Source organism: Streptomyces sp. NBC_00250, assembly GCF_036192275.1.
GTDB lineage: Bacteria > Actinomycetota > Actinomycetes > Streptomycetales > Streptomycetaceae > Streptomyces.
This window is the reverse complement of record NZ_CP108088.1, coordinates 195,681-219,308: the sequence shown is the minus strand read 5'-3', so window position 1 is coordinate 219,308 and position 23,628 is coordinate 195,681. Positions and strand designations below refer to the sequence as shown.

At 70.2% G+C, this 23,628-nt stretch carries 19 protein-coding genes and 1 tRNA gene; 8 read left to right on the top strand and 12 right to left on the bottom strand.

The genetic code is table 11. The annotated features are described in order from the left end of the window. Positions 1-40: 40 nt before the first annotated feature. The 6 genes from OG259_RS01010 to OG259_RS00985 form a co-directional block, all read right to left on the bottom strand. Complete coding sequence (locus OG259_RS01010; protein WP_328940416.1) at positions 41-733, bottom strand: D-Ala-D-Ala carboxypeptidase family metallohydrolase; 693 nt, start codon at positions 731-733, stop codon at positions 41-43. A 314-nt stretch (positions 734-1,047) separates the two neighbouring features. Further along, entirely contained in the window at positions 1,048-2,127 is a 1,080-nt protein-coding gene (locus tag OG259_RS01005; protein WP_328940415.1) for a C40 family peptidase, read from the bottom strand. 16 nt (positions 2,128-2,143) lie between these two features. Further along, positions 2,144-2,626 carry a poly-gamma-glutamate biosynthesis protein PgsC/CapC gene (locus OG259_RS01000; RefSeq protein ID WP_328940414.1) on the bottom strand — a complete coding sequence of 161 codons (483 nt, stop codon included), beginning with the start codon at positions 2,624-2,626 and terminating at the stop codon, positions 2,144-2,146. Positions 2,627-2,701: 75 nt separating this feature from the next. Continuing rightward, the gene (gene pgsB / locus OG259_RS00995; protein ID WP_328940413.1) at positions 2,702-4,207 is read right to left on the bottom strand and encodes a poly-gamma-glutamate synthase PgsB; all 1,506 of its coding nucleotides are present in this window, start codon (positions 4,205-4,207) and stop codon (positions 2,702-2,704) included. A 7-nt stretch (positions 4,208-4,214) separates the two neighbouring features. Continuing rightward, positions 4,215-6,470, bottom strand: coding sequence for a HAMP domain-containing protein (locus OG259_RS00990; RefSeq protein ID WP_328946955.1), 2,256 nt, complete (start codon positions 6,468-6,470; stop codon positions 4,215-4,217). Between the two features lie 206 nt (positions 6,471-6,676). Then, entirely contained in the window at positions 6,677-7,855 is a 1,179-nt protein-coding gene (locus OG259_RS00985) for a CapA family protein (protein ID WP_328940412.1), read from the bottom strand. A gap of 17 nt (positions 7,856-7,872) precedes the next feature. On the opposite strand from OG259_RS00985, the gene OG259_RS00980 reads away from it, so the two are divergent. The 5 genes from OG259_RS00980 to OG259_RS00960 all read left to right on the top strand — a co-directional run bounded on the left by OG259_RS00980 (position 7,873) and on the right by OG259_RS00960 (position 12,540). After that, positions 7,873-8,865, top strand: coding sequence for a hypothetical protein (locus OG259_RS00980; protein ID WP_328940411.1), 993 nt, complete (start codon positions 7,873-7,875; stop codon positions 8,863-8,865). 269 nt (positions 8,866-9,134) lie between these two features. Then, a tRNA-Trp gene (locus OG259_RS00975) sits at positions 9,135-9,210 on the top strand. 119 nt (positions 9,211-9,329) lie between these two features. Further along, positions 9,330-9,719 (top strand): hypothetical protein, encoded by a 390-nt coding sequence (locus OG259_RS00970; protein WP_328940410.1) that lies wholly within the window; start codon positions 9,330-9,332, stop codon positions 9,717-9,719. Between the two features lie 39 nt (positions 9,720-9,758). Beyond that, complete coding sequence (ligA, locus tag OG259_RS00965) at positions 9,759-11,837, top strand: NAD-dependent DNA ligase LigA (protein WP_328940409.1); 2,079 nt, start codon at positions 9,759-9,761, stop codon at positions 11,835-11,837. 103 nt (positions 11,838-11,940) lie between these two features. Continuing rightward, a complete protein-coding gene (locus OG259_RS00960; RefSeq protein WP_328940408.1) occupies positions 11,941-12,540 on the top strand; it encodes a TIGR03086 family metal-binding protein in 600 nt (199 codons plus the stop codon). 100 nt (positions 12,541-12,640) lie between these two features. Here the strand turns inward: OG259_RS00960 and OG259_RS00955 are convergent, their stop codons facing one another. From OG259_RS00955 to OG259_RS00945, 3 genes are all read right to left on the bottom strand, one after another. Next, positions 12,641-13,195: an SUKH-4 family immunity protein gene (locus OG259_RS00955; protein ID WP_328940407.1), complete on the bottom strand. Its 555-nt coding sequence runs from the start codon at positions 13,193-13,195 to the stop codon at positions 12,641-12,643. Between the two features lie 327 nt (positions 13,196-13,522). After that, positions 13,523-13,777 carry an RICIN domain-containing protein gene (locus OG259_RS00950; RefSeq protein ID WP_328940406.1) on the bottom strand — a complete coding sequence of 85 codons (255 nt, stop codon included), beginning with the start codon at positions 13,775-13,777 and terminating at the stop codon, positions 13,523-13,525. Between the two features lie 392 nt (positions 13,778-14,169). Further along, entirely contained in the window at positions 14,170-14,688 is a 519-nt protein-coding gene (locus OG259_RS00945; protein ID WP_328940405.1) for a hypothetical protein, read from the bottom strand. Between the two features lie 195 nt (positions 14,689-14,883). Here OG259_RS00945 and OG259_RS00940 point away from each other — a divergent pair, with 195 nt between their 5' ends. The 3 genes from OG259_RS00940 to OG259_RS00930 all read left to right on the top strand — a co-directional run bounded on the left by OG259_RS00940 (position 14,884) and on the right by OG259_RS00930 (position 18,593). Continuing rightward, positions 14,884-15,420 carry a hypothetical protein gene (locus tag OG259_RS00940; protein WP_328940404.1) on the top strand — a complete coding sequence of 179 codons (537 nt, stop codon included), beginning with the start codon at positions 14,884-14,886 and terminating at the stop codon, positions 15,418-15,420. Between the two features lie 147 nt (positions 15,421-15,567). Continuing rightward, complete coding sequence (locus OG259_RS00935) at positions 15,568-16,818, top strand: MFS transporter (RefSeq protein WP_328940403.1); 1,251 nt, start codon at positions 15,568-15,570, stop codon at positions 16,816-16,818. A 959-nt stretch (positions 16,819-17,777) separates the two neighbouring features. Next, positions 17,778-18,593, top strand: a complete 816-nt coding sequence (locus OG259_RS00930; protein WP_328940402.1) for an alpha/beta fold hydrolase — start codon at positions 17,778-17,780, stop codon at positions 18,591-18,593. Positions 18,594-18,724: 131 nt separating this feature from the next. Here the strand turns inward: OG259_RS00930 and OG259_RS00925 are convergent, their stop codons facing one another. The 3 genes from OG259_RS00925 to OG259_RS00915 form a co-directional block, all read right to left on the bottom strand. Further along, positions 18,725-21,271 carry a DEAD/DEAH box helicase gene (locus tag OG259_RS00925; RefSeq protein ID WP_328940401.1) on the bottom strand — a complete coding sequence of 849 codons (2,547 nt, stop codon included), beginning with the start codon at positions 21,269-21,271 and terminating at the stop codon, positions 18,725-18,727. A 171-nt stretch (positions 21,272-21,442) separates the two neighbouring features. Continuing rightward, on the bottom strand, positions 21,443-22,471 hold the full coding sequence (locus tag OG259_RS00920; protein ID WP_328940400.1) for a tellurite resistance/C4-dicarboxylate transporter family protein: 1,029 nt from the start codon (positions 22,469-22,471) through the stop codon (positions 21,443-21,445). Positions 22,472-22,664: 193 nt separating this feature from the next. Beyond that, the gene (locus tag OG259_RS00915) at positions 22,665-23,429 is read right to left on the bottom strand and encodes a hypothetical protein (RefSeq protein WP_328940399.1); all 765 of its coding nucleotides are present in this window, start codon (positions 23,427-23,429) and stop codon (positions 22,665-22,667) included. Between the last annotated feature and the right edge of the window lie 199 nt (positions 23,430-23,628).

Here is a 23,628-nt window from a genome sequence, read left to right as displayed (position 1 = left end):
CGTCGGGATGCCCACGGGGCGCCCTCGGGTGTCGGCGTCGTCAGATGCCGCAGCTGGACGCGGACCAGAAGCGGCTGCCCCGGTGGTCGAGGTGGGTGTGGTCGCCGTGTCCGGGGTAGCCCGGGCCGAGGATCCCGTTGAAGCCGTGGTTACGGGCCTGCTGGGCCAGCAGACACAGCGAGTGGGGTCCGGAGCCGAGGTCGGCCGCGTCGCCGTAGAGGTGGCGGCTCGACGCGGCGCCGCCGACGGCGTCGTTGCAGGCATGGCTGCGGAAGCCGCTGGTGACGCGGATGCTCTGGTCGCCGAGGGCGTGCCGCAGGGCCTCCAGCTTCCACATCGTGCGCAGGGCGTTGGACTTGGCGGTGGCCGCGCTCACCGCCCCTCCGGCCCAGGTGGAGTTGCAGTCGTTGAGCTCGGCGTAGGAGAAGTGGACGGGGGTGCAGTCGTCGTCCTGGAGCGCGTAGATCTTGCTGAACGTCGCGGGGCCCGCGACACCGTCGGCGGCCAGCCCGTAGGCGGCCTGGAAGCGCTTGACGGCGGCCGCCGTTCCGGGGCCGTAGGCACCGTCGATCACGAGCACCCCGCCGTAGCCGGGATACCCGGCGACGCGAATCTGCAGCGCCGTGACATCGGCGCCGGAGGCGCCCTCGGAGAGGGTGCGCGACCAGGTGTAGCAGCCGTCGGCCTGGGCGGTGCCGGCGGTGGCGATCACCCCGCCCAGGGAGGCGGTCATGATCATGACAAATGAAAGGAGTAGGCGCAGCGGCAGGGAACGCAGGGGGCGTCGGGACATCGATCCTCCATGGCCTCACGGATCCGAGGTGACCCAGGGGTGAGAGTCCCCCCGAGACTGACGGCCCGGTCGACGCGCGTCAACCACGCCGGAGCGGGCGACATTTGTCGGGCCAATGGCGCCCGGATGAACGAGAGGACCCCCCGGGTCTCCGCGCTGACCCCGTCCGGTCCGTGGGCCTCGCCACTGGGTGAGCGAGGCCCACGGACCGGGAGGCGGAGAAGGTGGACCACACCACCTTCGATCCCCGCGCGTCAGAGGCGCTTCGCGCTGCGCAGGGTCTTGGCGTAGTAGCCGTTCCCGTCGAGCCGGGAGACTCCGCCGACGTCGCCGATCGTCGGACCGTTGACCTCCTCGCGGCTGGAGATGAAGATCAGGTGTCCTTCGGTGTCGTGGCCGAGAACCATGCCGACGTGGTCGAGTCGCTGTCCGGTACGGGTGTCGAGCTTGAAGAAGACGAGATCCCCCGGCTGCAGCTGGTCGATGGCGGAGGGGCGGTCCCCTTCCGAGACGCCGGCGAGCGGCAGGACGTCCACACCCTGGTCGGAGCGCGCCATGCCGTTCGCGGTGCGGGGCAGGCCGTCCCCGGCGGTGTCGGAGGACATCAGCGGGTAGCGCGCGCGGTAGCCGAGCACCATGCGGATGTAGCCCGAACAGTCCAGGGACCGGGCGCGCATGGCCTCCGGCGAGCCGACGGCGCCGTTCCGGAACGAGTACGGGATCCCGAGGTAGTCGTAGAAATCGGACTGTTCGAGACGCAGATCCCCGCCCTCGGCCCCCGAGGTGTTCAGCGGCCCGAAGTTCGCGTCACCCGCGTAGACGACGCCCTTCTCGTCCTTCTGCTGCGGCGCGCCCGCCACGTACTGGTTGGCGAAGGCGAAGATGTCGTCCTCCTCGCTGCCCGCGTACTCCGCGTACCAGTCCTTGAACCACTTCCGCTTCTCCGCGCCCTTGGCCCAGGGTTCGGGCATGAGTCGGACCCAGTCCGTCGTCGAGACCTTGGACGCCGTGGAGGCGGGCTCGGCGAAGGTCCGCGCCGGGCCCGTCAGCTTGGCCGTGCGGGCCCCGTCGGTCAGGACCGCCTTGACCTGGCCGTCGGCACCCCGCAGCACGCTCCGGGCGGGGTTCGCGAGCCGCGTCCACCGCTCCTCGCCCGTCTTCTCGGACGTGCCGGCCTGCCCCCGGACTCCGGTGAGCACCCCGACGTTGCGCACCTCGGTGACGCCTCGCTCCTCCTGCTTGCGCAGTTCGAGGGTGAGGTATCCCGAGGTGGCGACGAGCCCGAGGACCACGAGGCCCGTGAGGAGCGGGCGGGTCTTCTTCTTCCCTGCCATGGTTGGTTCTCGATTCTCAGGCGGCGGGCATGACGCCGAGCAGCAGGCCGGCGGCGATGACGATGTAGGCCATCAGGGAGACGGAGGCCGTCGCCAGAAGCGTGGGCCCCTTGGGCTGGCGGACCAGCTGGTACGCGATGAGGCCGGGGACGATGAACCCGAGGGTCTGGTTGCCGTACAGCAGCGGGAACTCGAGCGAGAGCACGATCATCACCGTGGCCTGCAGCAGGACGCCCAGGAGGACCACCGCGGCGAACAGCCTCTTGCCGTAAAGGATCACGAGCCGCTGCATGACCTTCGTACCCGCGTACGTCAGGGCGGTGACGCCGACGACCATGGCCGCACGCTGCAGGTCCTCGATGAGGGTGAGCGCGAGCCAGCCCGGCGTGATCATTCCGCCGGGGGAGAGGTTGGTGGTGAGGTAGCACAGAAGGGAGAAGAGCAGACCTATGGCGATGCCCAGGGCGGCCATCTCGGGGGTCAGGGCGGCGGTGGTCAACAGGGGGCTCCGGGCGCGGGTACGGGTTCGGGCGGGACGGTCGGCAGGGCCGGCGGCGGTCGGCGGCCGTCGGGGTCAGGAGCGCGGGTGTGGTTGTCCGCCCTCGTCGGAGGGCTGATGGAACCAGCCGAAGGCCTCCTCGGCCGCCATCCCGCTGCGCCCGTCCACGATCCGCACCATGGGGACCTCCTGGGTCCGGGCGGCCTGGTAGGCCTCCTCGTAGGCCCGGGGATACGAGACATAGGGGTCGATCCAGGACGGCTGTGCGGGCACCACAGGCACCGTGCGAGCACCGGCCGTGGGATTGCCGATGCCCGTGTGACCGCCGACGTCCACCTGACCGCCGACGTCCACGTGAGCAGGGGCGTCCGGGTGAGCGCGGTCGTCCGTGGGATCGCTGTCGTCCGCCGGAAGCCCCGCGAGGTACTCCAGCAGCTCCTCGCCCTGGCCGTGGATGTTGCCGATGGCGACGAGCGAAGCGCCGTCGGACATCCGGCCGAGCATCGCGGGCATGAACTCCTCGGCCGGGCGCCGCTCGCCACCCAGATCGACCGCCCGGTCACGCCAGGAGGCCGGAATGGCGTCGACGGCGCTCTTGGCGGGGTGCCCGATGACGAACACGTTGTCCGGGCGCAGGGCGGGGATGATCTCGCCCATCTGGCCGTTGCGTTCGACACGGTCGGGCCGGCAGTTGATCACGACGTTCACCGGACGGCTGATGGCGCCGAGGTCGAGCAGCTGGTTGACGTTCATCAGCGTCGACTCCGGGTCGTTCGCAGCGAAGACGTTCGCGAAGGCGAGCCGCTTGCCCTCGGGCGTCACGTAACGCTCGACGGACAGGACACCGGGGTCCGGAGGGGCGTCGTACATCCCCTGGAGAGCGACCTGCCGGTCGATGCCGAGGAGCTCCGCGACGGCCAGCGCGATCGCGACGTTCTCCTTGAAGGTGAACCAGCTGAAGCCGCGCAGCTCGGCGTCGGTGACCGACTCGGGGTCGGCGTACACCAGACGGCAGTCGCGGGCGTCCGCCTCCTCCTGCAGGATGTGGAAGCGCTCCTTCTCCGCGGTCACGCAGATGCCGTGCTCCGGCATCGAGCGGCACAGGGAGCGGGCCACGTCGTCCAGGGTGGGGCCCATCTCGGCGAGATGGTCCTCGCGCACGTTGCACAGCACGCCGATGGTCGAGCGGATCAGCTTGCTCTGGTTCACCTCCTGCAGGGCCGGCATGACGGCCATGCACTCGATGACGAGGGCGTGGGGCCGGTACGAGGCGGCCCGGCGCACGATGCCGATCTGCTCCACCACATTGGCGATGCCGAATTTGCGGTAGACCGGCTCCTCGGTCGCGTCCGGGTGGATGAACCGCGCGGCCGTCCCCGTCGTCTTCGCGACGGTGACGAGACCACCGCCGCGCAGGGCTCCCGCGCACAGCCGGGTGATGGAGGACTTGCCGCGGATGCCGTTGACGAGCACCCGGGTCGGGATGGTGTGCAGGGCGGCGTAGTGCCTGCGTTGTTCCACGATGCCCGCGATCAGCAGGAACACCCCGCCGGTCAGCAGGACGAAGTAGAGGTAGAGCACGGCCTTGTCACCTTCCGCCGTCGCCGGACCGGGGCGCCGAGCTCCGGCGCGCGTCGCTGGGCCGGTGGGCCTGATGTCTGTGGGCCTGCGCCTGCTGGCGCAGCAGTTCGAGACTGCGGACGACGGCTCCCACCTCGTCCTGGTACCGCGGGTACAGCACGGTCTTCAGGTCGCCGTCCGCGAGCCGCTCCGCCCCGGCTGCCAGCGCCCGCAGCGGCCGGACGATCACGAGGTAGACCCATCCGAGGCAGAGGATGATCGCGGCCAGCCCGAGCATTCCGGCGAGGACGCTGCGGTCCTCGCGCTCGTACGGGGCGATCTGGAAGCGCTCGGCGTCCTGGCTGCTGACGACGGTCCAGCCGATGTCGGCCGTGACGCCGCCACCGGAGAACGGGGCTGCCGCGGCGACGGTGACGCCGTTCCCTTCACGGATGAGCAGGGCGTTCTCGACGGGGCCCGCTCCGACCCGGACACCGGCCGCCCGGACGAGATCGGTCAGCTCGGTCGGCAGTGCCTCGAAGGCCAGGAATCCGCCGCCGGCGGCGATGGTCAGGCCGTCGGAGTCCACCACCCGGACCTCGCCGAGACCGGGCCTGGCGAGCAGCGAATTGAGGAACTCCACCCGGATCTCGCCGACCAGGGTGCGGCCCTTGTGCCCCGGTACGGGAGCCCCGGCCTGGATGACCGGCTCCTTGCCGCCCTTCCCGGACACGCGTACCAGCGGCAGCTCCTCGCCCTGACTCCAGGCATGCGGGTCCGAGCCCGCACGGGCACCCACCGAGCCGTCCACGTCCACGACGTACAGGGCCCGATAGCGGGAGTGCTTGGCGAGGGTGTCCTCCAGCAGGCGGGTGGCGTCCTCGCTGTCGTCCGCCGCGATCAGACGGGAGGTGGAGACGAGGTCGGCCTGCGCCTCGTTGAGGGCCCGGCGGAGCCGGTCGGCGATCAGATCCGTACGGTCGCGCTGGTCGTTGACCATGGTCGTCGGCACGCTGACCGACTCGTCCGTACGGTTGAGCAGCAGCCCGACGGGCACGCACCACACGAGCAGCAGCGCGGCCGTCAGCGCGAGCGGCCCGCGTCCGCCGATCCGGATCCGCCTGCGCGGGGTGGCGTCCGGCCCGTCGTCGTCATCGTTCAGCCGACGGCGCAGACGCTCCAGAGCGGCGCCGATGCGGGCGGCCTCCCCCCAGCGGGGAACCGTGACCGGCCGGGTCAGATCGCCGCGTGCGAGCCGGCGGGACTCGAGGAACAGCCGCAGGAGGGGTCGCTGCACGGTCGCCCACAGCACGCCCGCCGCGAGGAGCCCGAGCAGGACGAGGATGCCGGCCGCCACGAGGCCGTACAGCTCACGCCCCTGCTCGCCGGTCTGCTGCTGGACGACGGGCAGCAGTGCCACGACCGTCAGCCCGAGTCCGGCGGCCACGCTCTCCTTCTCCTCGGGATCGGAGGAGGCGAGCGACGCGTAGCCGGCGGTGGCCACCCGGCCGTTGTACGCGCCGCCGACGAGGGTGCCGCTGACGCCGGGGTAGCCGCGCGAGCCCGGCTCCTTGGCACGGACGGGATGCTGCTCGGTCCGTTCGGCCGCCTGGTCGGACAGCCGGCTCATCTGCTTGTGGAGGAAGGAGAGCTCCTGGCGTTCCTGGTCGGAGTTGAGCGCCTCGGCGCGCTCGAAGCCGGCCGTGCCGAGGATCTCGCCGCCCCGTGCCACGACCGCCATGGTCCGGAACGGGCCGAGGTTGATCGCGGGCACGGAGAGGCTGCTGGACGCGATCAGAAGCTGCTGCGGCCGGTCCTTCCAGTCGAGTACGGCCATCGTCATCAGACGAACGTCACCGGTCTCCAGCCGCACCATGCGGGGCGTCAGAGCCTTGTCGCCGGTGAGGACGTCCTTGTCCAGCCAGGCGAGGGGAATCGTCTCTCCCCGGGTGGCGAGCACCTCCGCGCTCTCCAGGTCCAGCACGGTGGTGCCGGTCCACTTCTGGTACGTCCGGCCCAGGTCCGAGAGGATGCGCTCGGGCTCGACCGGGCTGCCCGCGCTCAGTGCCGTGGCGGTGCGCTGCAGGTCCGTGACCCGCTCGTCGATCGAGGCGCGCAGGGCGATGGCGCCGTCCTCCGCGAAGTACTGCTGGGAGGACAGCACCGCCTTGGGCGCGACCGTCTCCTTGCCGGGGCCGAGCACCCTGGCCGTCAGACCCGCCAGAGCGAGGACCAGGACGCACAGGAGCGCGATCGGCGGACGGATGCCGCCGAGGAGCGGCATGTCCGCGCGCCTGCGGATCCGCCGCCGCCCTCCCCGTACGGAGTACGCGGCACTGCTCGATGTCACGACTGCTCTTTCCTGAAGTCCTGCGGCCGCGGCACACGAAGGGGCGGTGCCGAGGCGGGCACCGGGACGCCGGTGCCGAGAATGATCGGGGAGATCGCCGGGCGGTTCGCCCGGCGGCGGTACGCGGTCGGGGCCGGCGCTCAGTCCTCCGGGGAGAGCTCGGCCAGACCGTCGCCTCCCGGAGCCCCCCGGTTGAACAGGAAGCCACGCGTACGTTCGGCGGCGAGGCGGTAGCGGGCGAGCCTGTCGGCGGACAGATCACCCGGATCGGCGAGCACCCGCCCGACATCGACGAGCCGGTGGTCCTCGACGGCGCCCCGGGGGAGCTCCTCCCCGGGCTCCGCCTCGGGTGGGATGTCCACCAGAGTGGTGCGGTAACGGGCGGCGACGTCCCACCCGGAGGCGGTCTCCCGGAACTCGAACCAGCCGATCGCGCCCTCTTCGGTCAGCCCCGTGGGCGTCGAGTGCCGGGCCACCTGGTTGCCCAGGCTGTAGGCCACCCAGGTGCCGTTCAGCTTCTGGATCGGCTGCACCACGTGCGCGTGGTGCCCGATCACGAGATCGATCCCGGTTTCCTTCGTGATGCGATCGGCGAGCTGCAGCTGGGGGACGCTCGGCTCGTTGTAGTGCTCCAGGCCCCAGTGGAGCGAGAGGATGACGACCTCGGCGCCCTGCTTCCGGGCCCGGGCCTCGGCCTTCTTGATCTCGTCCGTGCCGATCCGGTTGAAGGCCCAGCGCTCCTTCTGGGGCGTGGGATTGAGGAACGACTCCCACGAGTACGCGAGGTGCGCCACCTTGACGCCCTTGACGTCGCGGATGTTGATCTTCTCTGCTTCCTCGGGCGTACGCGCCGAGCCGGCATGGCCGAGCCCCACCCGGTCCATGGTGTCCAGGGTGCGGGTGACGGCCTTCAGACCGTGGTCGTAGGTGTGGTTCGACGCGGTCGAGCAGGTGTCGTACCCGACGTCCTTGAGCGTCGTCAGGATCTGCGGCGGCACCAGGAACTCCGGGTACCCCTCGAAGGGCCCCCGTGGTGTGCCGACGGGCGTCTCCATGTGACAGATGGCCAGGTCCGCCTTGCTGATCACCGGCCGCACGCCGGACATCAGCGGGTCGAAGTCCAGCCCGGCCTCCCCCTTGCCCGACCTCTTCGCGTCCTTGGCGGCCTGCTGCACCAGCTCGGGGTGGATGAGAACATCTCCCGCGGCGGCGACGGTGAAAACGCGACCGCCCGGCCTGCTCTGCGACTCATCGGGGGACGCCGCGCAGCCGGCGGTGAGAACGGCGAATACCGCCACCCCTGCCAGTGCACGACCCATGCGGAGAGAATCACAGAATGTCACCGGCCGATTTTCACACGACTCACAAGATCGACTATTCCTGGGGCGTCACGAGATCATCACTTTCTCTCCGCATTCTCGCTTCTTTTGGTATCGCGACGATGTTGATCGCCTGCCAGGCGACACCGAGTAGCGAATCGGAAGCAGAACGTCCGAATCGGCGCGAACTCGTGAACATCGAAGACCGGATCCTCGACTACGCCGAGCGGGCGAAAGCTCGCATGCCGTACACGCCCCCCGATGAAGCCCACCGCGAACACCTCGTTCAAGGTGTGGGTCACCTCCTGGACGGCGATACGCGAAAGGCCGAAGAGCTCCTCCGTGACGTCGGCCTGAAGGTGACCGGTCTCACGGATGCGACGACCGGTCGACGCTACGACGAGGTGGCTGCCCGAAATGTCAGGGGAGTCGAGGCGGGATGGGGGAGGCTGTACGTGAACGCCGACACCGGCGTCCGCTGGAGCGTGCAAGTGCCGCACCCGGTGGCCGACAGTGACACCGAAACCCTGGCGGCGCGGCTTCTGGAGGACACGCCGGGCGGCGCACTGGTTCTGGCCGGCGCGCACCGCACGGCCGGCCGCGGAGACGGGGCGGACGTCGCGCACCGCACCGACAGTGCTTTTCACGCGATCGTCGCGGAACTCCAGAAAAGGGGCATTCCGGGCGCGCAGTTGCACGGCTTCGCCCGAGCCGCCGACCGCCCGTACGACGCCGTCATCTCCACGGGCGCCACTCGGACGGCACCCGCCGAGGCGACGGCGCTGGCCGATCGCATGCAGGGCGACGGCCTCAGGGTCTGCAGGGGATGGTCCGACCGCTGCCCCCTGGAAGGAACGACGAACGTCCAAGGGAAATCAGCGAAACGCCACGACGCGACATTCCTCCACGTCGAACTCGCCCCACGAACGCGCGGCAATGGCAGCCAGGCGGAAAAGGCGAGGACCGCCCTCTCGGGCCTCCTGGCGACGTGGTCCGAAGCGGGACAGTAGCGATCTCACGCCCTCACGCCCTCATGACTTTCAAGCTCCGAGGGAACGCGAATGAATTCTGATTCCCCATCAGTCGCAAGCTCGTCATCATGGCGCGAGAAACCCGTGAACAGAGGATCGCTACGAGGCTGCGAACGGCGGGAGTGTCGGTCCATCGGTCCATGGGTCCATCGGTCGGTCTGTCGGTCCGTCAGGCCGACGGCGACGTCGTGAACGCCGAAAACCGGTGGCGAGCCCGGCGCGACGGATGTGAAGCTGACGCCAGTTGAAGGGGTGTAGCTCAGAGGCCAGAGCGCCGGTCTCCAAAACCGGATGCCGCAGGTTCGACTCCTGCCACCCCTGCCACCGAGTCGGCAGTTCCCTCACCGCCGACCGACCCACTGGACGCGAGGGGCGTTCCGGGACGTGAGGACCCCGTGCGGAGGTCTGCCGTCCTCGGGGGATACGGGGAAGAGGACAGCCCGATGACGGGACGTGAGATCGCGGCTAGCGAACTGCTGGCCGCGGACGAGATCACACTCCTGCGGCGAGCGCTGCTGGAGTGGGGCGGTCCGGCCAGGTGCAGTGATCCCATGGCCGTCGCCATGGGATTCGCGGACAGCCGGGACCTGCTCGACCAGTGCGGGCGGCTGAGGAGTGCGCTCCACGACGACGAACCGCTGGCTCCGGTGGACTGGGCCCGGACTCTCCTGGCGGTGGAGATCGTGTTCGTCAGCGATCTCGCGGGTTCCGGCGTCGAGTGGCAGACGACCACAGGACGCTCCGACGAGTCGACGATCCGCTCCCTGCGGTCGATCCAGCGCAAGCTGTCCAGAACCGTGAGCGCCTACTACGGCAGATGCCCGCGGGCGTGACCAACGGCCATTGTCAGACCCGCGCGAGAGGATCACCTCATGACGATTCTTCCCGCCGAAGAGGCGCTGTCCGGCCTGCCCACCCCGTCCGACCTGTCCGGCCGTGCCGAGTACGAGGCCGCGCTCCAGCGCCTCCGCGAGGCCTCGCAGTCCTACTACGGGGACGGCGACAGCACCATGGACGACACCTCGTACGACCGACTTCGGCAAGCCGTCCTGGCCTGGGAGGAGGAGAACCCGGACGAGGTCTCCCCGGACACTCCCACCGGCCTGGTCGCCGACGGCGCCGCCCCCGTCGGCGACATAGCGCACACCACCCAACTGCTGAGTCTGGACAACGTCTTCGACGTCGAGGGCCTGATCGCCTGGGGCGCCTCCGTCGAGCGTCGTCTGGGCCGTGCCCCGGCCGGCGGCTTCACCGTCGAGCCGAAGATCGACGGCGCCGCCGTGGCCGCGCGCTACCGCGAGGGCCGCCTGGTGGAGGTCATCACCCGCGGCGACGGCAGGCACGGCGAGGACGTCAGCCATGTGATCGGCCAGATCGACGGCCTGCCGGAGCAGCTCGCCCAACCGGTCACCGTGGAGGTCCGCGGCGAGGTCGCCTTCACCCAGGAGCAGTTCGAGACGGCGAACGAGGTCCGCACCGCCCACGGCGCGCAGGTCTTCGTCAATCCCCGCAACGGCACGGCGGGCACGCTGAGGGCGAAGGGCCGCCCCTACCGGCTCCGGATGACGTTCTGGGCGTACGGCGTCGTCGAGCTGGACGACGTGCCGTTCCTGCCCGAAGGAGCGACCCACGCCGAGGCACTGGCCGCGGTGGCCGGCGCCGGAGTGCAGACGACCGCTGCCTCCCCGGCGGGCCTGCTCGTCGTCTCCGACCTGGCCGAAGCTCAGACACAGGTCGACGCGATCGCCGCGATGCGCGCGGAACTGCCCGTGGGAATCGACGGCCTGGTCGTCAAGCTGAACGAGGCCGCCGAGCAGGAGGCGGCCGGATACGGCTCCCGGTTCCCGCACTGGGCCATCGCGGTCAAGTTGCCCGCGGTCGAGCGGCAGACGGTGCTTCAGGACGTCGTGTGGGAGGTCGGCCGCACCGGGGTCCTGGCTCCCACAGCCATCCTCGCGGCGGTCGAGATCGACGGGTCCACGGTCACCAGGGCCACCCTGCACAACCCCGCGGACATCCGCCGTCGCGACCTCCACCTCGGCGACACCGTCACGGTGTACAAGGCCGGCGACATCATCCCCCGAGTCCAGGCGGCCGTCGTCCAGCTCCGCCCGGCGGGAGCGAAGCCGGTGCCGCTGCCCGAGATGTGCCCGCGCTGCGGTGGCGAGATCAACACGACCCAGGAGCGGTGGCGTTGCGCACAGGGCACGGCGTGCGCGCTCCCGGCACTGATCGAGTACGCCGCCGGGCGCGAGATGCTCGACATAGACGGCCTCGGCAAGACGTACGTGGCGGCTCTGGTCACGTCCGGCGATGTCCGCGATGTCGCCGACCTTTTCACCCTGAACATCGAGCAGCTCACCGCCGCCTCCGGCAGCTCCAAGCGCGCTGCGAAGCTCGCCGAGCAGATCGCGGCCGCCAAGGACCGCCCCCTCAACCGTGTCTTCTGCGCGCTGGGAGTGCTCGGCACGGGGCGCAGCATGTCGCGTCGCATCGCCCGGCACTTCGGCACGATGGAAGCGATCCGACAGGCGGACGCGTCCGACATGCAGGACGTGGAGGGGATCGGCCCGGAGAAGGCCCCGGTCATCGTCGAACAGGTCGCCGCGCTGGCCCCCGTCATCGACAAGCTGATGGCGGCGGGTGTCAACATGAGCGAGCCCGAGGACCCGTCGGCGGCCCAGGGCGGACCGCTGGAGGGCAAGGTCGTCGTGGTCACCGGCAAGATGACCGGGCCACTGGACGGCTTCGGCCGGTCCGAGATGAACGCGCTGATCGAGAAGGCCGGCGGGCGGGCGGGCAGCAGCGTCAGTGCCAAGACGTCCATACTCGTCGCGGCGCCGTCCGCGAACGGCAAGCCGAGCTCGAAGGCGGTCAAGGCCGCCGAACTCGGCGTCGAGGTCCTCACCCCGGAATCCTTCGCGGAGCGGGTGGCCGACCACCTGACCTGACGCCCCGCCACGCCGGGAATCCGTACCACCACCGATCCGACCGATGAGTTTGTGCTCCGTGCCCGGTCTACCTTTCAGAGCCACCACCCCCAAGGAGCGGCAGATGACTGATCGGACGACCCTCGACCTCGGACCACAGGCCGGCATCGTGGCCCGCGTCGCGGCGGGTGTCCCCGACGCGCGGCTCGCCGACCGCACGCCGTGCCCCGACTACACGGTCGGCGACCTGCTCGGCCACCTCACCGGCCTCGCCGTCGCCTTCCGTGACGCCGCACGCAAGGATCTGGGCCCGACGACGGACACGGCCCCCGACTCGGCGGCACCGTCCCTCCCCGCCGACTGGCGCCAGGTGCTGCCCCAGGTGCTCGACGACCTGGCCGAGGCCTGGAGGGAACCGGGCGCGTGGACGGGCATGACCCGCGCGGGTGGCGTGGACCTTCCCGGCGAGATCGCGGGTGTGGTCGCCCTCGACGAACTGGTGATCCACGGCTGGGACCTGGCCCGGGCCACAGGCCAGGACTACACCCCTGATCAGCCCGCACTGCTCGCCTCGCACGCGTTCCTGCTGGCGGCCGCCGAGGAAGGGGACCGCGGCGGTGGCATCTTCGGAGCCGTAGTGCCCGCGCCGGACGATGCTCCGCTGCTGGACCGTGCGGTCGGTCTGAGCGGGCGAGACCCGAACTGGACGGCAGGTACGAGCTAAGGCCTGCGGGCGGCCGGTCCGTCGGCTCAGGCCCCGGGTGCAGCCGACGGGCCCGGGCAGAAGGCCCACAGGCCGTCACCGCCCGAAGTCCCCGAAGCCGCTACCAGATCCCGTGCTCGAGCTCCTCAAGGGTGAGGTTCCACTGAGAGTCTTCACTTTCGAACGGCGTGGGATCGAAGGCTTTCACCGTGTCGTGGAACCGAGCGGAGAGTTCCTCCGGCTCGACGCCGTTCTCGTGGTCGTTCTCGACCTTGCGGAACTCGACGAGAGCGAAGACGAGCGACTCGACATCGCGGTGGAGCTTGACGTAGCCGAGCGCGCCTTCGGGGAAGGCGTAGATCGTGCCTGACGCGGGGTCGAGGGCGAGCAACGAGGTGAACAGGTACCCGAGGGGCCACCACGCGCGGCTCTCCGCAGGGCAGTGCAGGCCGCAGTGGTCGAATCGGTCTCCGATGGTGGAGACGTCGGCGTCGGGACCGTAAGGGTCCTCGACATTCATGCGCGAGGTGAACACATCGGAGGACGGAAGCCCGACGGTGCTGAGAAAGCTGGCCGTACGGGCATCGAGTTCGCCGCCGTCACGGTGAGGGAAGTAGGTGACGCAGCGCAACCCGTAGACGCCGGTCACGATGTGCGGGGTTACGGCGAAGGTCACGTGAGCTGCCCCGTCGTCGATGATGCGGAGTGGTGCCGCAGCGGAGCTTCCGCAGGAGGCGCCGGCTTTGGCCGGGGACGGGGCGACGCAAGCATGCGAAGCTCCTGGCAGACACGGGTGATCTTGGTCGAGAACCCGCCTACCAGGAGCTTCGCCGTTGCGCAGGCATGTCCGACTCGCGGTCCGCAGATGCCCGCAACACGCTGAACCGGCCAAACGGAAGGGCGGCCTCGGGTAGCCGGGGCCCTCCCCTTCATTCGCCGACCGCACCCGCCTCGCGCGCTTCGCCCTTCTGCACAGGCCGGAGCAGGCCGAAGAGAGCCCGCACTACCACTGCTGGTTCGGCTGGCCGGTGCAGTCCCACTGGCGGACCGGGGCGCCGTTGTCCGTCCGCCAGTCCGCGACCTCAAGGCACTTGCCACTGTGCTTGTTCACGACGACGACCCCGTGGGTCGAAACGCGGACCATCCACCGCTGGTTCGGCTGGCCGGTGCAGTCCCACTGGCGGACCGGGGCACCGTTGTCCGTCCGCCAGTCCGCGACCTCAAGACACTTGCCGCTGTACGCGTTGACGTACTTCATCGGCGCCACTGCGGATGCGGGCGAGGATGCCAGACACAGCGCTATGGAAGCGCCCGCCGTCGCTACGCCAACGGCTCTGCGAACCGTACGGCTGATGCCGTTTCTCATGAAGATCCCCCTAGACACGGCCGGCGGTCCCGGCCGAGACGTTTCTGCGTGGACCCTATCTTGATCTTGCGTGTCACGGGCGTCATATCTGCGGGCAGGACCGGCCGCGGCCACCGGTGGATCCTCCCGTGGAGATGCCCGGCAGCGGGCTGAGGGAAGGAGGTGACACCGGACAGCCCGAACGTGCGCAGTAGCTCGTCGGCCGGAATGCTGAACGGCACGTCTCAGCCTTCCTCGCGGATGCGCCTGGCCTTGGCGCCAGGGCCGTCCGGTCGTAGGTCACCTCACGGTTCGATGTCGATGACGGCCATCAATTCCGTCCGGTATTCATCGAGTTCAGGGTGGTTCCAGTATTCACCCGGGCGGATCTTGTGGAACCTGAAGGTCGCGTTGGTCTCGTTCGTGGCGACGATGCAGCGCACCGGGCAGGGCCGGTCAAGCCCGTAGACGAGTCGGCCGAACTCCAGGGCGAAGGCGATGCCATGGAGAAGCAGGATCCGCTGGTCGTCGTCCGTGATGCGTGGAACGCTGTCGACGAGTTCGACCTGAACCGGGACACAGTCCTCCAGGTGGAAGGAGCTGTCGGAGCATTCCCAGGCGGTGAGGTCGTTGAAGAACGAGGGGGCGCCACCAGCATCGCCTGCGGAGTCGGCCCACGTGAGTACGTCTCCTCGGTGGCTGATTCCAGTAGAAAGCTCGTCGCGCAGACCTGGTGCGAGCCCGCCGGGCGGTGCCGCGGCATCCAGTCCGGCAAGCACTCCCACCGCCCGCACCGCGGCGTCGTTCAACTTCAGCGACAACATGATGAGCATGATCGCAGCCGCTGCCTGCCCCCACGAAACGAAATATCACCCATCACACATGGGCACACGGCAGGAGGCCCACGTGCGGCGAGTGGGGTGCTGCGTTTGCCCGTTCGGGTGACTGTGGGTCCGCGTCGCCGGTCTACCGTACGGACGCGCCGTGCTGTCTGCCGCGGTCGCCCGAGGAGGAATCCTGTGTCATCGCCCTGCGACCCCCAGCATGCTCCCGCCGGTGATGTGGGTGCGGCACTCATGGTGATCGATTCTCGGCTCAAGGCCATCTATGACGGCAGGACCGAAACGGACCCCGAACAGCGGCAGTTGATCGACCAGTTCACCGCGTCACTGGGTCCCAGGGAAGCTCGTGATCTGCTGGACGGCGCATGCACGCTCATCTTCATGTTCATGAAGTGGCTACGGATGGCCTGTGAGGATCACGACAAGGACGTCATCGAGTACGTGGTGCCGAGTTTCGTGGCCACGATGCGCATGATGCCCAAGAGCGTGCCTCCCGAGGCCATCCCGACCATGGCCGGCTTGCTGGTCGCGGCGGGCACCGGTCTGAGCCCCAGCCTGTGGCGCCGGCAGTACGGGGATTGGACCAGGGAGGAGATGAATCCTCTGGAGGCCACGGCTTTCCTGCTGGCGGAGCACATCAACCGGATCACCGACGACCGTGACTTCGCGACCCGCCTGATCACCGAAGCCCTGTCCAGGGCGGACCAGGATTGATTTCCCGAGCCCTGTGCAGCGCGGACCAGGGCTGACTTCGCGGGCCACCGGGCAACCCGGGGCCTTGTAGGGGTCCGCGTCGCCATCAGGGCACGCGCTCTTCGTGCAGCCGCGGCGGTGTCTACGACCGCTGTTAGCCTGCTGCTCATGATCAAGCGCAGCCACTTCGACCGAATAGCCCGCGTGGCGGGGGACAGCAGGCCTGAGCGTGTGCTGGTCGCCGCCAGTTTCGTCAACCGGGTCGGCAATGGTCTGTTCAACGCGGCGTCGGCCCTCTATTTCACTTTCGTCGTGGGACTGCCGGCCATGCAAGTCGGCGCGGCGCTCACCATCGCGGGATTGATCGGCCTGTTCGCGGGGATACCGGGGGGACATCTCGCCGATCGGCGCGGGGCGCGCACGATCATGATGCTGGCCCTCGCCGTCCAGGCGGTGTCGATGGCGGCTCTCGTCCTCGTCGACAGCTGGGCCGCGCTCACGGCCATCGCGACCGTCGACCAGATCGCCGCGTCGGCCGGCGGGGCGGCCTGGGGCGCTCTGGTGGTCCGGGTCGGGGGTGATCGCCCGGCCATGTTCCGGGCGAAGCTGCGCACCTTCGTCAACCTGGGCGTCGTCCTGGGAACGGTGGGCGCCGGGCTGGCGCTGGCCGCGAACACCCGCGGCGCCTATGTCACGCTGATCCTCGGCAACGCGGCGAGCTTCGCCCTGTGCGCGGTGCTTCTGCTCCTGCTGCCCCGCTATCCGGTACTGGCAGCACCGCCGCAACAGCGGCGCTGGCTCGCTTTCGCGGACCGTCCGTTCTTGGCGTTCACCGCCCTCTACGGGGCCATGGGACTGCAATACCCGGTGGTTTCCCTGCTCCTGCCGATCTGGATCTCCGAGCACACCGAAGCGCCGCGCTGGACTGTGGCCGCGCTGTTCGCCGTCAATTCCGCCTTCTGCGTGCTGATGCAGACCAGGATCGGCTCGCGTATCGAGACCCTGCACGACGGCGGCAGGGCGTTTCGCACTGCGGGGCTGCTCTTCCTCGTCAGCTGCCCGATGATGGCGGTGGCGGCGTACACCCCGGTCTGGGCCGCGGCGGGACTGGTCCTGGCAGCGATCTTCGTCCACAGCCTGGGAGAGGTCTGGGAGTCATCGGCGTGCTTCGCCCTGGGCTTCGGTCTTGCCCCCGACCACGCCCAGGGCCAGTACCAAGGTGTCCTCGGTCTCGGCTTCAGCGCGGGCCAGGCCCTTGCCCCCGCGATCCTCACCACTGTGGTGCTCGGCCTCGGGACGAAAGGCTGGTTGCTGCTGGCGGTGTTCTTCGCGGCGCTGGGTGCTGCCGGCCCGTCTCTCGCCCGCTGGGGCGAACGGACCCGGCCGAAGCCGGGTGTTGCTGCGGAAGTGGCGGGATAGCCAGAGGGCAGGCGTCAGGAGCCCCCCCGCCCGGCGTGGAGATTCGGCGAGGACTGAACCGCCTCCGGAGCCGGGCGGACGACCGCGGCCACCTCGCGGATTGCTCCGGGGTCGTGGTGCGGTCGTCCGCTCTGGTGGTCAGGAACCGTAGATGTTTCGGCAGAGGTCTCCGGCTCCCATGGGCGTGTGGATGCGCTGGGCCTGTCGGCAGAGCTGGCGCATTTCGGGCACCTGGCCGGCTGCCGGGAGCTGCCGGGGAGCGGGCGCCCGCTGCTTTTCAGGCGGCTGCGGTGCCGGGTCGTCGCCGGTCTTCCGGACAGACGGGCGAGACGGCTTCCGCGTCGCCGTCTTCGGCCGGTGTTTCTTCGGCGCGGCTTCCCGTACGGGCTTGGCGTCGTCCGACTGCCTCGGCTGCCCTGCGACATGACGGGCCGCTGGAACAGCAGGCGGGGGCGCGGGCGCGGTCTTGGGCGCGGTCCGGGGCTGGGATCGGGGTTGGGGAGGGGTGGTGGCCAAGTCTTCGCGGGGCGCCGCCGGGGTGGCGTCGGGCCATGCCGGGATGGCGGTGGGGGGCCGCTCGGCCGCAGGCGCGAGCTCTGCGGGCCGGACCGGCGGACGTGAGGCCGGGGAGTCGGGGATGGCGACGCATCCGCTGGTGAGGAGCGCGGCGAGGATGAGGGACGTCGTACGGCGGGGCTGCATGACGATCACGCTGCCCGAGCGGTCCGGGGCCTGACCACGGCATCACCCCGCGCCACTGGGAAGAGTGAACAGCCCTTGCCGGTGGACATGGTCGGGCCCGCACGGGGGCGGGGCGCGTGGCAGGCGGGGCCGCGCTCCGAGGACGGACAAGAGCGGAAGTTCGGTCGTGGGCATGGGCATGGGCACGCTGTGGACCGACTGGAGGCGGGGCGCCTGGCAGCCCTCTCCGTGTTCGAGCGTTCTGAGATGATCACGTCATGAGATCGAACACCGAAAGGCCGACGCCCTTAGGGGCAGCCGAAGTCGACATTCCCGCCCCGGGCGGCGGCCGGCTGTGGGCCGAACGCCGCGGCATCGGCAGCCCGGTCGTCCTGCTGCACGGCGCGGGCATGGATGCCCGCCTGTGGGATGCGGTTGTTCCGGAACTGGCCCGTCACCACGACGTCGTCCGCTACGACGCCCGCGGTCTGGGGCGCTCCAGCCTGCCGGACCGGCCCTTCGACGACGTCGAGGACCTGGGCGCCGTCCTCGACCACTTCGGCCTGGATCGCGCCGCGCTGGTCGGGCTGAGCATGGGAGGGGAGACGGCGCTGGACTTCGCGCTGGCCCACCCCGCCCGGGTCAGCTCACTGGTCCTGGTCGGTGCGTCGGTCAGCGGACACGTCTGGCCGCAGGACCCGCACTCCTCGGCCTACGCCGCCGCCCGCCGACAGCGGGACGCGGCGGCCCTCGCCGCGCTGGAACTGTCGGTCTGGGCTTCGCTGGGCCGCACGGCGGCCGGCGGAGAGCTCATCGAGGCGATGGTGGCGGACAACGCCGAACGCCGAGTCGCCGGCGAACCGTTCTTCGCACGCTTCCCGGACCGCAACGCCGAATCGCGACTGTGCGACATCGCCGCGCCGGCCCTGGTCGTCCACGGCGAGCAGGACCACCCGGAGATCGCAGCGATCGCCGACCGGCTGGTCGCCGACATACCCGTTGCCCGCGGCGTGGTCGTCCGCGACGCCGACCACTACCTGCCGCTCCGCAGTCCCGAACGACTCCTCGAACTGTTGCTTGCGCATCTGGCCTGACCGAACGACTGCAATCGATCAACCACCATGGACGATCACACCCGTCCTCGGACGGCCTTCCGTAGCTGGACGGGCCGGGCTGTGGGGCTCTCTGCGGGCCGGTGTGAGGTCCGACGTCGAGCTGCCAACGGCTACGGCCATCGCATGTCGATGGCGGACAGCCGCTCGGTCCGCTCCCGGGTCAGGGACGCGGCTCGGGTGCGCTGGTTGTTGATCCAGGCTCCGAGCTTGATCTCGCGTTCTTCTCGGCCGTCCCCGTCCCCGTCCTCGTCCCCGCCCCCGTACCTGCTCAGGGTGATGGTCTCGATGTGTTTGCGGGGTACGTCCAGGTGTCCTTCGCGTGTGTGGAACTGTCGGGCCGCGGCGTAGTGGACGGCCCACTTCTCCGCCTGGCTCGTCCGCGGCTTGGGCTTCTCGTCCTCGCCGGCGGGCCTGATGCCGAGGACCTGCTCGCACATCCACTGCTGCACGCTCGTGAGCTTGTCCCAGCCGAGGCGCTGCGCGCGGACCCAGCGTCCGAGATCTTCGCCCTGGTGCATGACGACGCCCGGGCGGGTGGGCAGTTCGCTGCCGATCTCCTCGAGGTGGAGGCGGGTGAGGTGGAAGGCGCGCTGCCATTCCACCGGCCAGGCCGGGCACCAGGAGGGGTCGATCGTTTCGAGTTGCTCACGTCGTTCCGGCGGCAGGGTCCGGGTCCATGACTCGACGGGGAGTCCCTGGGCCTGGCGTTGTTCGAGGTCCTGGGCTCGCCGGTTGGCGGCGCGGGCGTTCTTCAGCCAGATGCCGACCTTGTAGCCCTGGTGGGCGGCGTCGAGCGGGGCCAGGAGGTGGCCGTGCTCGGCGGCCCACCCGCGCGCCGCCGACAGACCCTCCTCCCAGGCGACGTCGAAGTGCGACCAGACCATGCCGAGTGTCTCCAGCCGGGCGATACGGCCTTGGTCCATGTCGCCGCGCGCGTACAACCGGCGCGCGTCGGCGGTCCACTGCCCGAGGGGGAAGCCTGCGAGCGAGGTCGGCCACCCGACTCCTTCCGCCTCTTCACCCTCTGGGACGCGGTACGTGAAGGGCACGCGGAGGTCGCCGTGCTCGCGGGCGTAGATGACGGCGGCTTCCACTCCGCGCCGCCAGTGCTCGTGCTCGGGGTCGAGGACACGCAGGCTGATGAACGCGGCGAGGACGGCCGGGTCGCGCGGCGTGGAGAACTTCAACAGGGCCTTGGCGGGGGCACTGACGCCCCCTGAGCTCCCTTCCGGCCTCCTGCCTTCCTCGTCTGTCACGACGGGCTTGGAGTGGCTGGGGGCCTGCTGCTCGGCGAGGGCTTCCACGACCCGAGCGTCGTGGGCCCGCAGCGCCTCCAGGAGCTTGGCGAGCCCGCCGTAGGCCCGGGAGGTGAGCATGGTGTCGGCCGTTTCGCCCGGTCCGAGGAGGATCGGTACCACGAGCGACGCCGTCTTCCCTTCGCCCGGCTGCATCCGCAGCGCCCGCCCTACTGCCTGGACCAGGTCGGGCATGGAGCCGCGTACGTCGGCCCAGTAGACGGAGTCGCAGTTCTTGGTGTCCACGCCTTCCCCGAGGACTCTCACGGACCCCAGATAGCTCTTCTCCACCACGGTGCCGTCCGAGGCGATCCCGTCGGCGAACTCGCCGAGCACGCGGCGCCGGTGAAGCGGCTTGTGCTCGCCGCACAGCCAGTCGGCCCGGATCGTCTCGGGGTACAGCTCGGGGTCGGCGGCGTGCAGCTGTGCGGCGACGGCCGCAAGGCCGGCGGCGAACGCCTCGGCCTCCTTCACGACGTGGTGGAAGACGAGCGTCCTGCGGAAGCCCTCCTCGGAGGACGCCTTCACCAGGGCGGTCTGCAGGGCGGCGAGCCGGGCCCCGCGGACCTCCTCGGAGCGCCCTTCCGTGCCCAGGAGCTGCGCGGCTTGGAGCTGGGTGTCGGCGACGTCGACGCACACGACCTGGTAGGGGGCGCAGATTCCCCGGTCGATCGCCGCGGAGAGCGTCAAGGTGTAGCAGCGGCTGCCGAAGGCCCCGCCGGGGTCGTCGTCCATGCTCGCGACCAGGTCACCGGGCGCGCTCGCCCCGTCCTCGTCCCCGTGCTGCCACAGTCGGGGCGTGGCCGTCATGTAGAGGCGGCGCAGCGAGGGAATTCTCTGGTTGTCGTGGACGACCGCCCAGGGTTTCCCGATCCGGCCCGAGGTCCGGTGCGCCTCGTCGACCACGATCAGGTCCCAGGCGGAAAGCCCGGCGGCATGCGCCCGCTCCAGCGTGCCGAGACCCAGGCTGGCGTAGGTGGCGTAGACGGTGACTTTGTCCAGGCCGCGGGTCCACTCCACCAGCTCGTCGACGTCCGTGGTGTTGGGGAAGGACGCCTCCTCGCCCCGTAGGGAGGAGACCCCGATCATCGGGCCACGACGGCCCCCCGCACGCCATGCGGCCTCGGTCTGGGAGAGCAGGTCCAGTGAGGGCACGAGTACCAGGACACGGCCGGCATGGAGCTCCTCCGCGCTGCGGACCGCCACCCGGGTCTTCCCGGATCCTGTCGCCATGATGACCTGGGTCCGGAGCCCTCGCTCGGGCACAAGTGATCGTGCGGGCAGTTCGAGGGCCCGCAGGACCGCGTCGACGGCTTCACGCTGAGCGGCTTCGCGCTGATCGACGCGGCTTGTGGTCGACATGTCCCGCCTGCCTTGTCCTGGGCGCCGTCCGGTCGGTTCGGGCGGCGATAAATGGTAAACCCGCACGCGGAAGAGCCGTAAAGGTTGTGGCTCGGCTGGTGTGGTGGAGCGCTCTCCCGGCTTCCTGGAGGTTCCGGGGCGCGCGGTCACGCCACGCAGCGGATGGTCACGCTACCGGGGATGCCGATCCCCTGGAGTACGTCGGATCCGGGGCGGTCGCCGGTCGCCGACAGCGGGTGAGGAGCGGTCACGGGCGTGCCCCATGAGCGAGCGGGCGAAACAGTAGGAGGTCGGAAGCCACACGGCGACGGCGATCCACAGCAGTACGCGCCCCAACGCTTCCAGCCACGCGACTCCGGTGGCGGCCGCGACCGAAAGGGAGGCCACCGCCGTCATGCCGAGCGGGAAGACCGTCGCCCAACGACGGACGTCGTAGCCGAGGCGCGGGCGGGCGAACTCGGCGCACAGCAGCACTGCGTACCAGGCCAGATCAAGCGCCACCAGGACAAGGGTGGTCGTGCGCAGCGTGGTGGCCGCGCCGCCCGACCAGATGCCCGAGGCAAGGAGCTTCGATCCGGTGAGCGCCGAGATCGCCAGGGCCCCGCCCGCGATCCATTGGTCGCCCGCGCCCGTCACCACCTGGCGAACATCGAATCTGGCCAGGGCGTCGACGTACAACACGAGTCCCAGCAGGAACAGGCCGAGGGCCACCCGAGCAAGCCAGTCGCCGGCTTCCGGCGCGAGGACGGCACACAGCACCGCGAGCCCTTGGGTGGCCACACAGATCAGGAACACGGCGCCCGGTGCCCGCCGGGGCAGGTGCCGGAGGACGGCGACCAGCATCACGGGCCACACCACCGCGGCGAGCACCAGGAGTGACACGGCCACCGGAGTGAGGCCGAGGCCCTCGAAGCGGACGCCGAGCACCGTCGTGGCAGCCACCGCGGTCAGGGCCGGAGGGGTGTCGGCGGTCACCGCCCAGCGGCGCCGGTCCCCGAGGAGCAGGGCCGTGAAGCCGAACGCCAGCAGCAGCCACAGCGCCGTGGCCAGGCACAGCGCCACCACGGAGACCACCTCGAAGCCGGCCAGGCTCAGACCGACCGACAGGATGCCGGTGGCCATGACCGCGGCACCGGTCACCGGCGGCCACGCGGCCCAGTGCCCGGCGTACCGGTTCATGACATGCTCGCGCTCCTGCATGTCCCCATCGCATCGCTGCTCCTGGCGCCCCGCCAGTCGTCGGGGCGGAGGAACGGGTGGAAACGGGTGGAGGGGCACTCTCTCGGCTCTACGGGGAATCCGGTACGACGGTTCGCGGAACTGGAGACCGCGGTCGAAGGGGCGCTGCTGAACGACCGGACGGCGGGGACGGACGGCGCACCGCGAGAGCGGGTCAGCGTCGCAGGGCCGTGCGCAGTGTGAGTCCGTGGTGGCGCCGTAGCCGGTACAGCTCCCAGCACGACAAGGCCGTCACCGTGACGGGGGCGCCGAGGATGAAGATCACCCGGGCTCCCGTCGGGACCTGGTCGTAGGCTCCGGTGATCACATCCAGCAGGGCCATCTCCCACACCAGGACGCCGGCGAGGATCGGCGGCAGCACTTCGTGGATGTCGGCGGTGCGGAACACGTGCACCAACGACAGTCCGATGCCGTAGAGCGCGAAGCCGATCGACCACAGGCACAGCACGACGATGAGGATCCTCCCGGGAAGCCCCACGGCGTCGCGCAGGCCCGCCAACTCCGGGGCCATGGCGAGGGCGGAGGTGCCCATGGACCCCATGATGGCGAAGACCGAGCCGAGGGGACGCAGGGCCCGGCGCAGGTACACCCGGCGCAAGCCGTCCCTGGCGGCTGCCACGAAGGCGCCGACCACTACGGGGAAGGTGCAGACGAGTACCAGCACGCTGGACCAGCTCTGGTCGAGGCGCTCGCTCGCCACGCCCTGGACGTCGTCGGCGGTCGCGATGGCCTTGTAGGTGAGCATCAGACCCACCCAGGCGACGAGTCCCAGCCCGGTCCGCCACAACTGGAGCCTGCGGACCTCCCGATCGTCGACGATCCCGGGGCGCGAAGGGCGGAAGGTCCGCTGGGCGGCGTACAGGGGGTTGTAGAGGCCGCGGAGGATCTTCCGGGCCCGCGAGGGCTCTGCGCGCGGCATCGGGACCGGTGCGTATCCCGGCGCGTACGGGTATCCCGGCGGAGGGCCGGATTGTGTGTACGGGTATCCCGGCGGAGGGCCGGACTGCGCGTACGGATATCCCTGCGGCGGACCGAAGGGGGCGTTCGGGTGCCCCCGCGGGGGCACTGGAGGCGCATAGGGGCGTCTCTGCGGTGGGTTCGCGCCGCTGCTCGCCGCC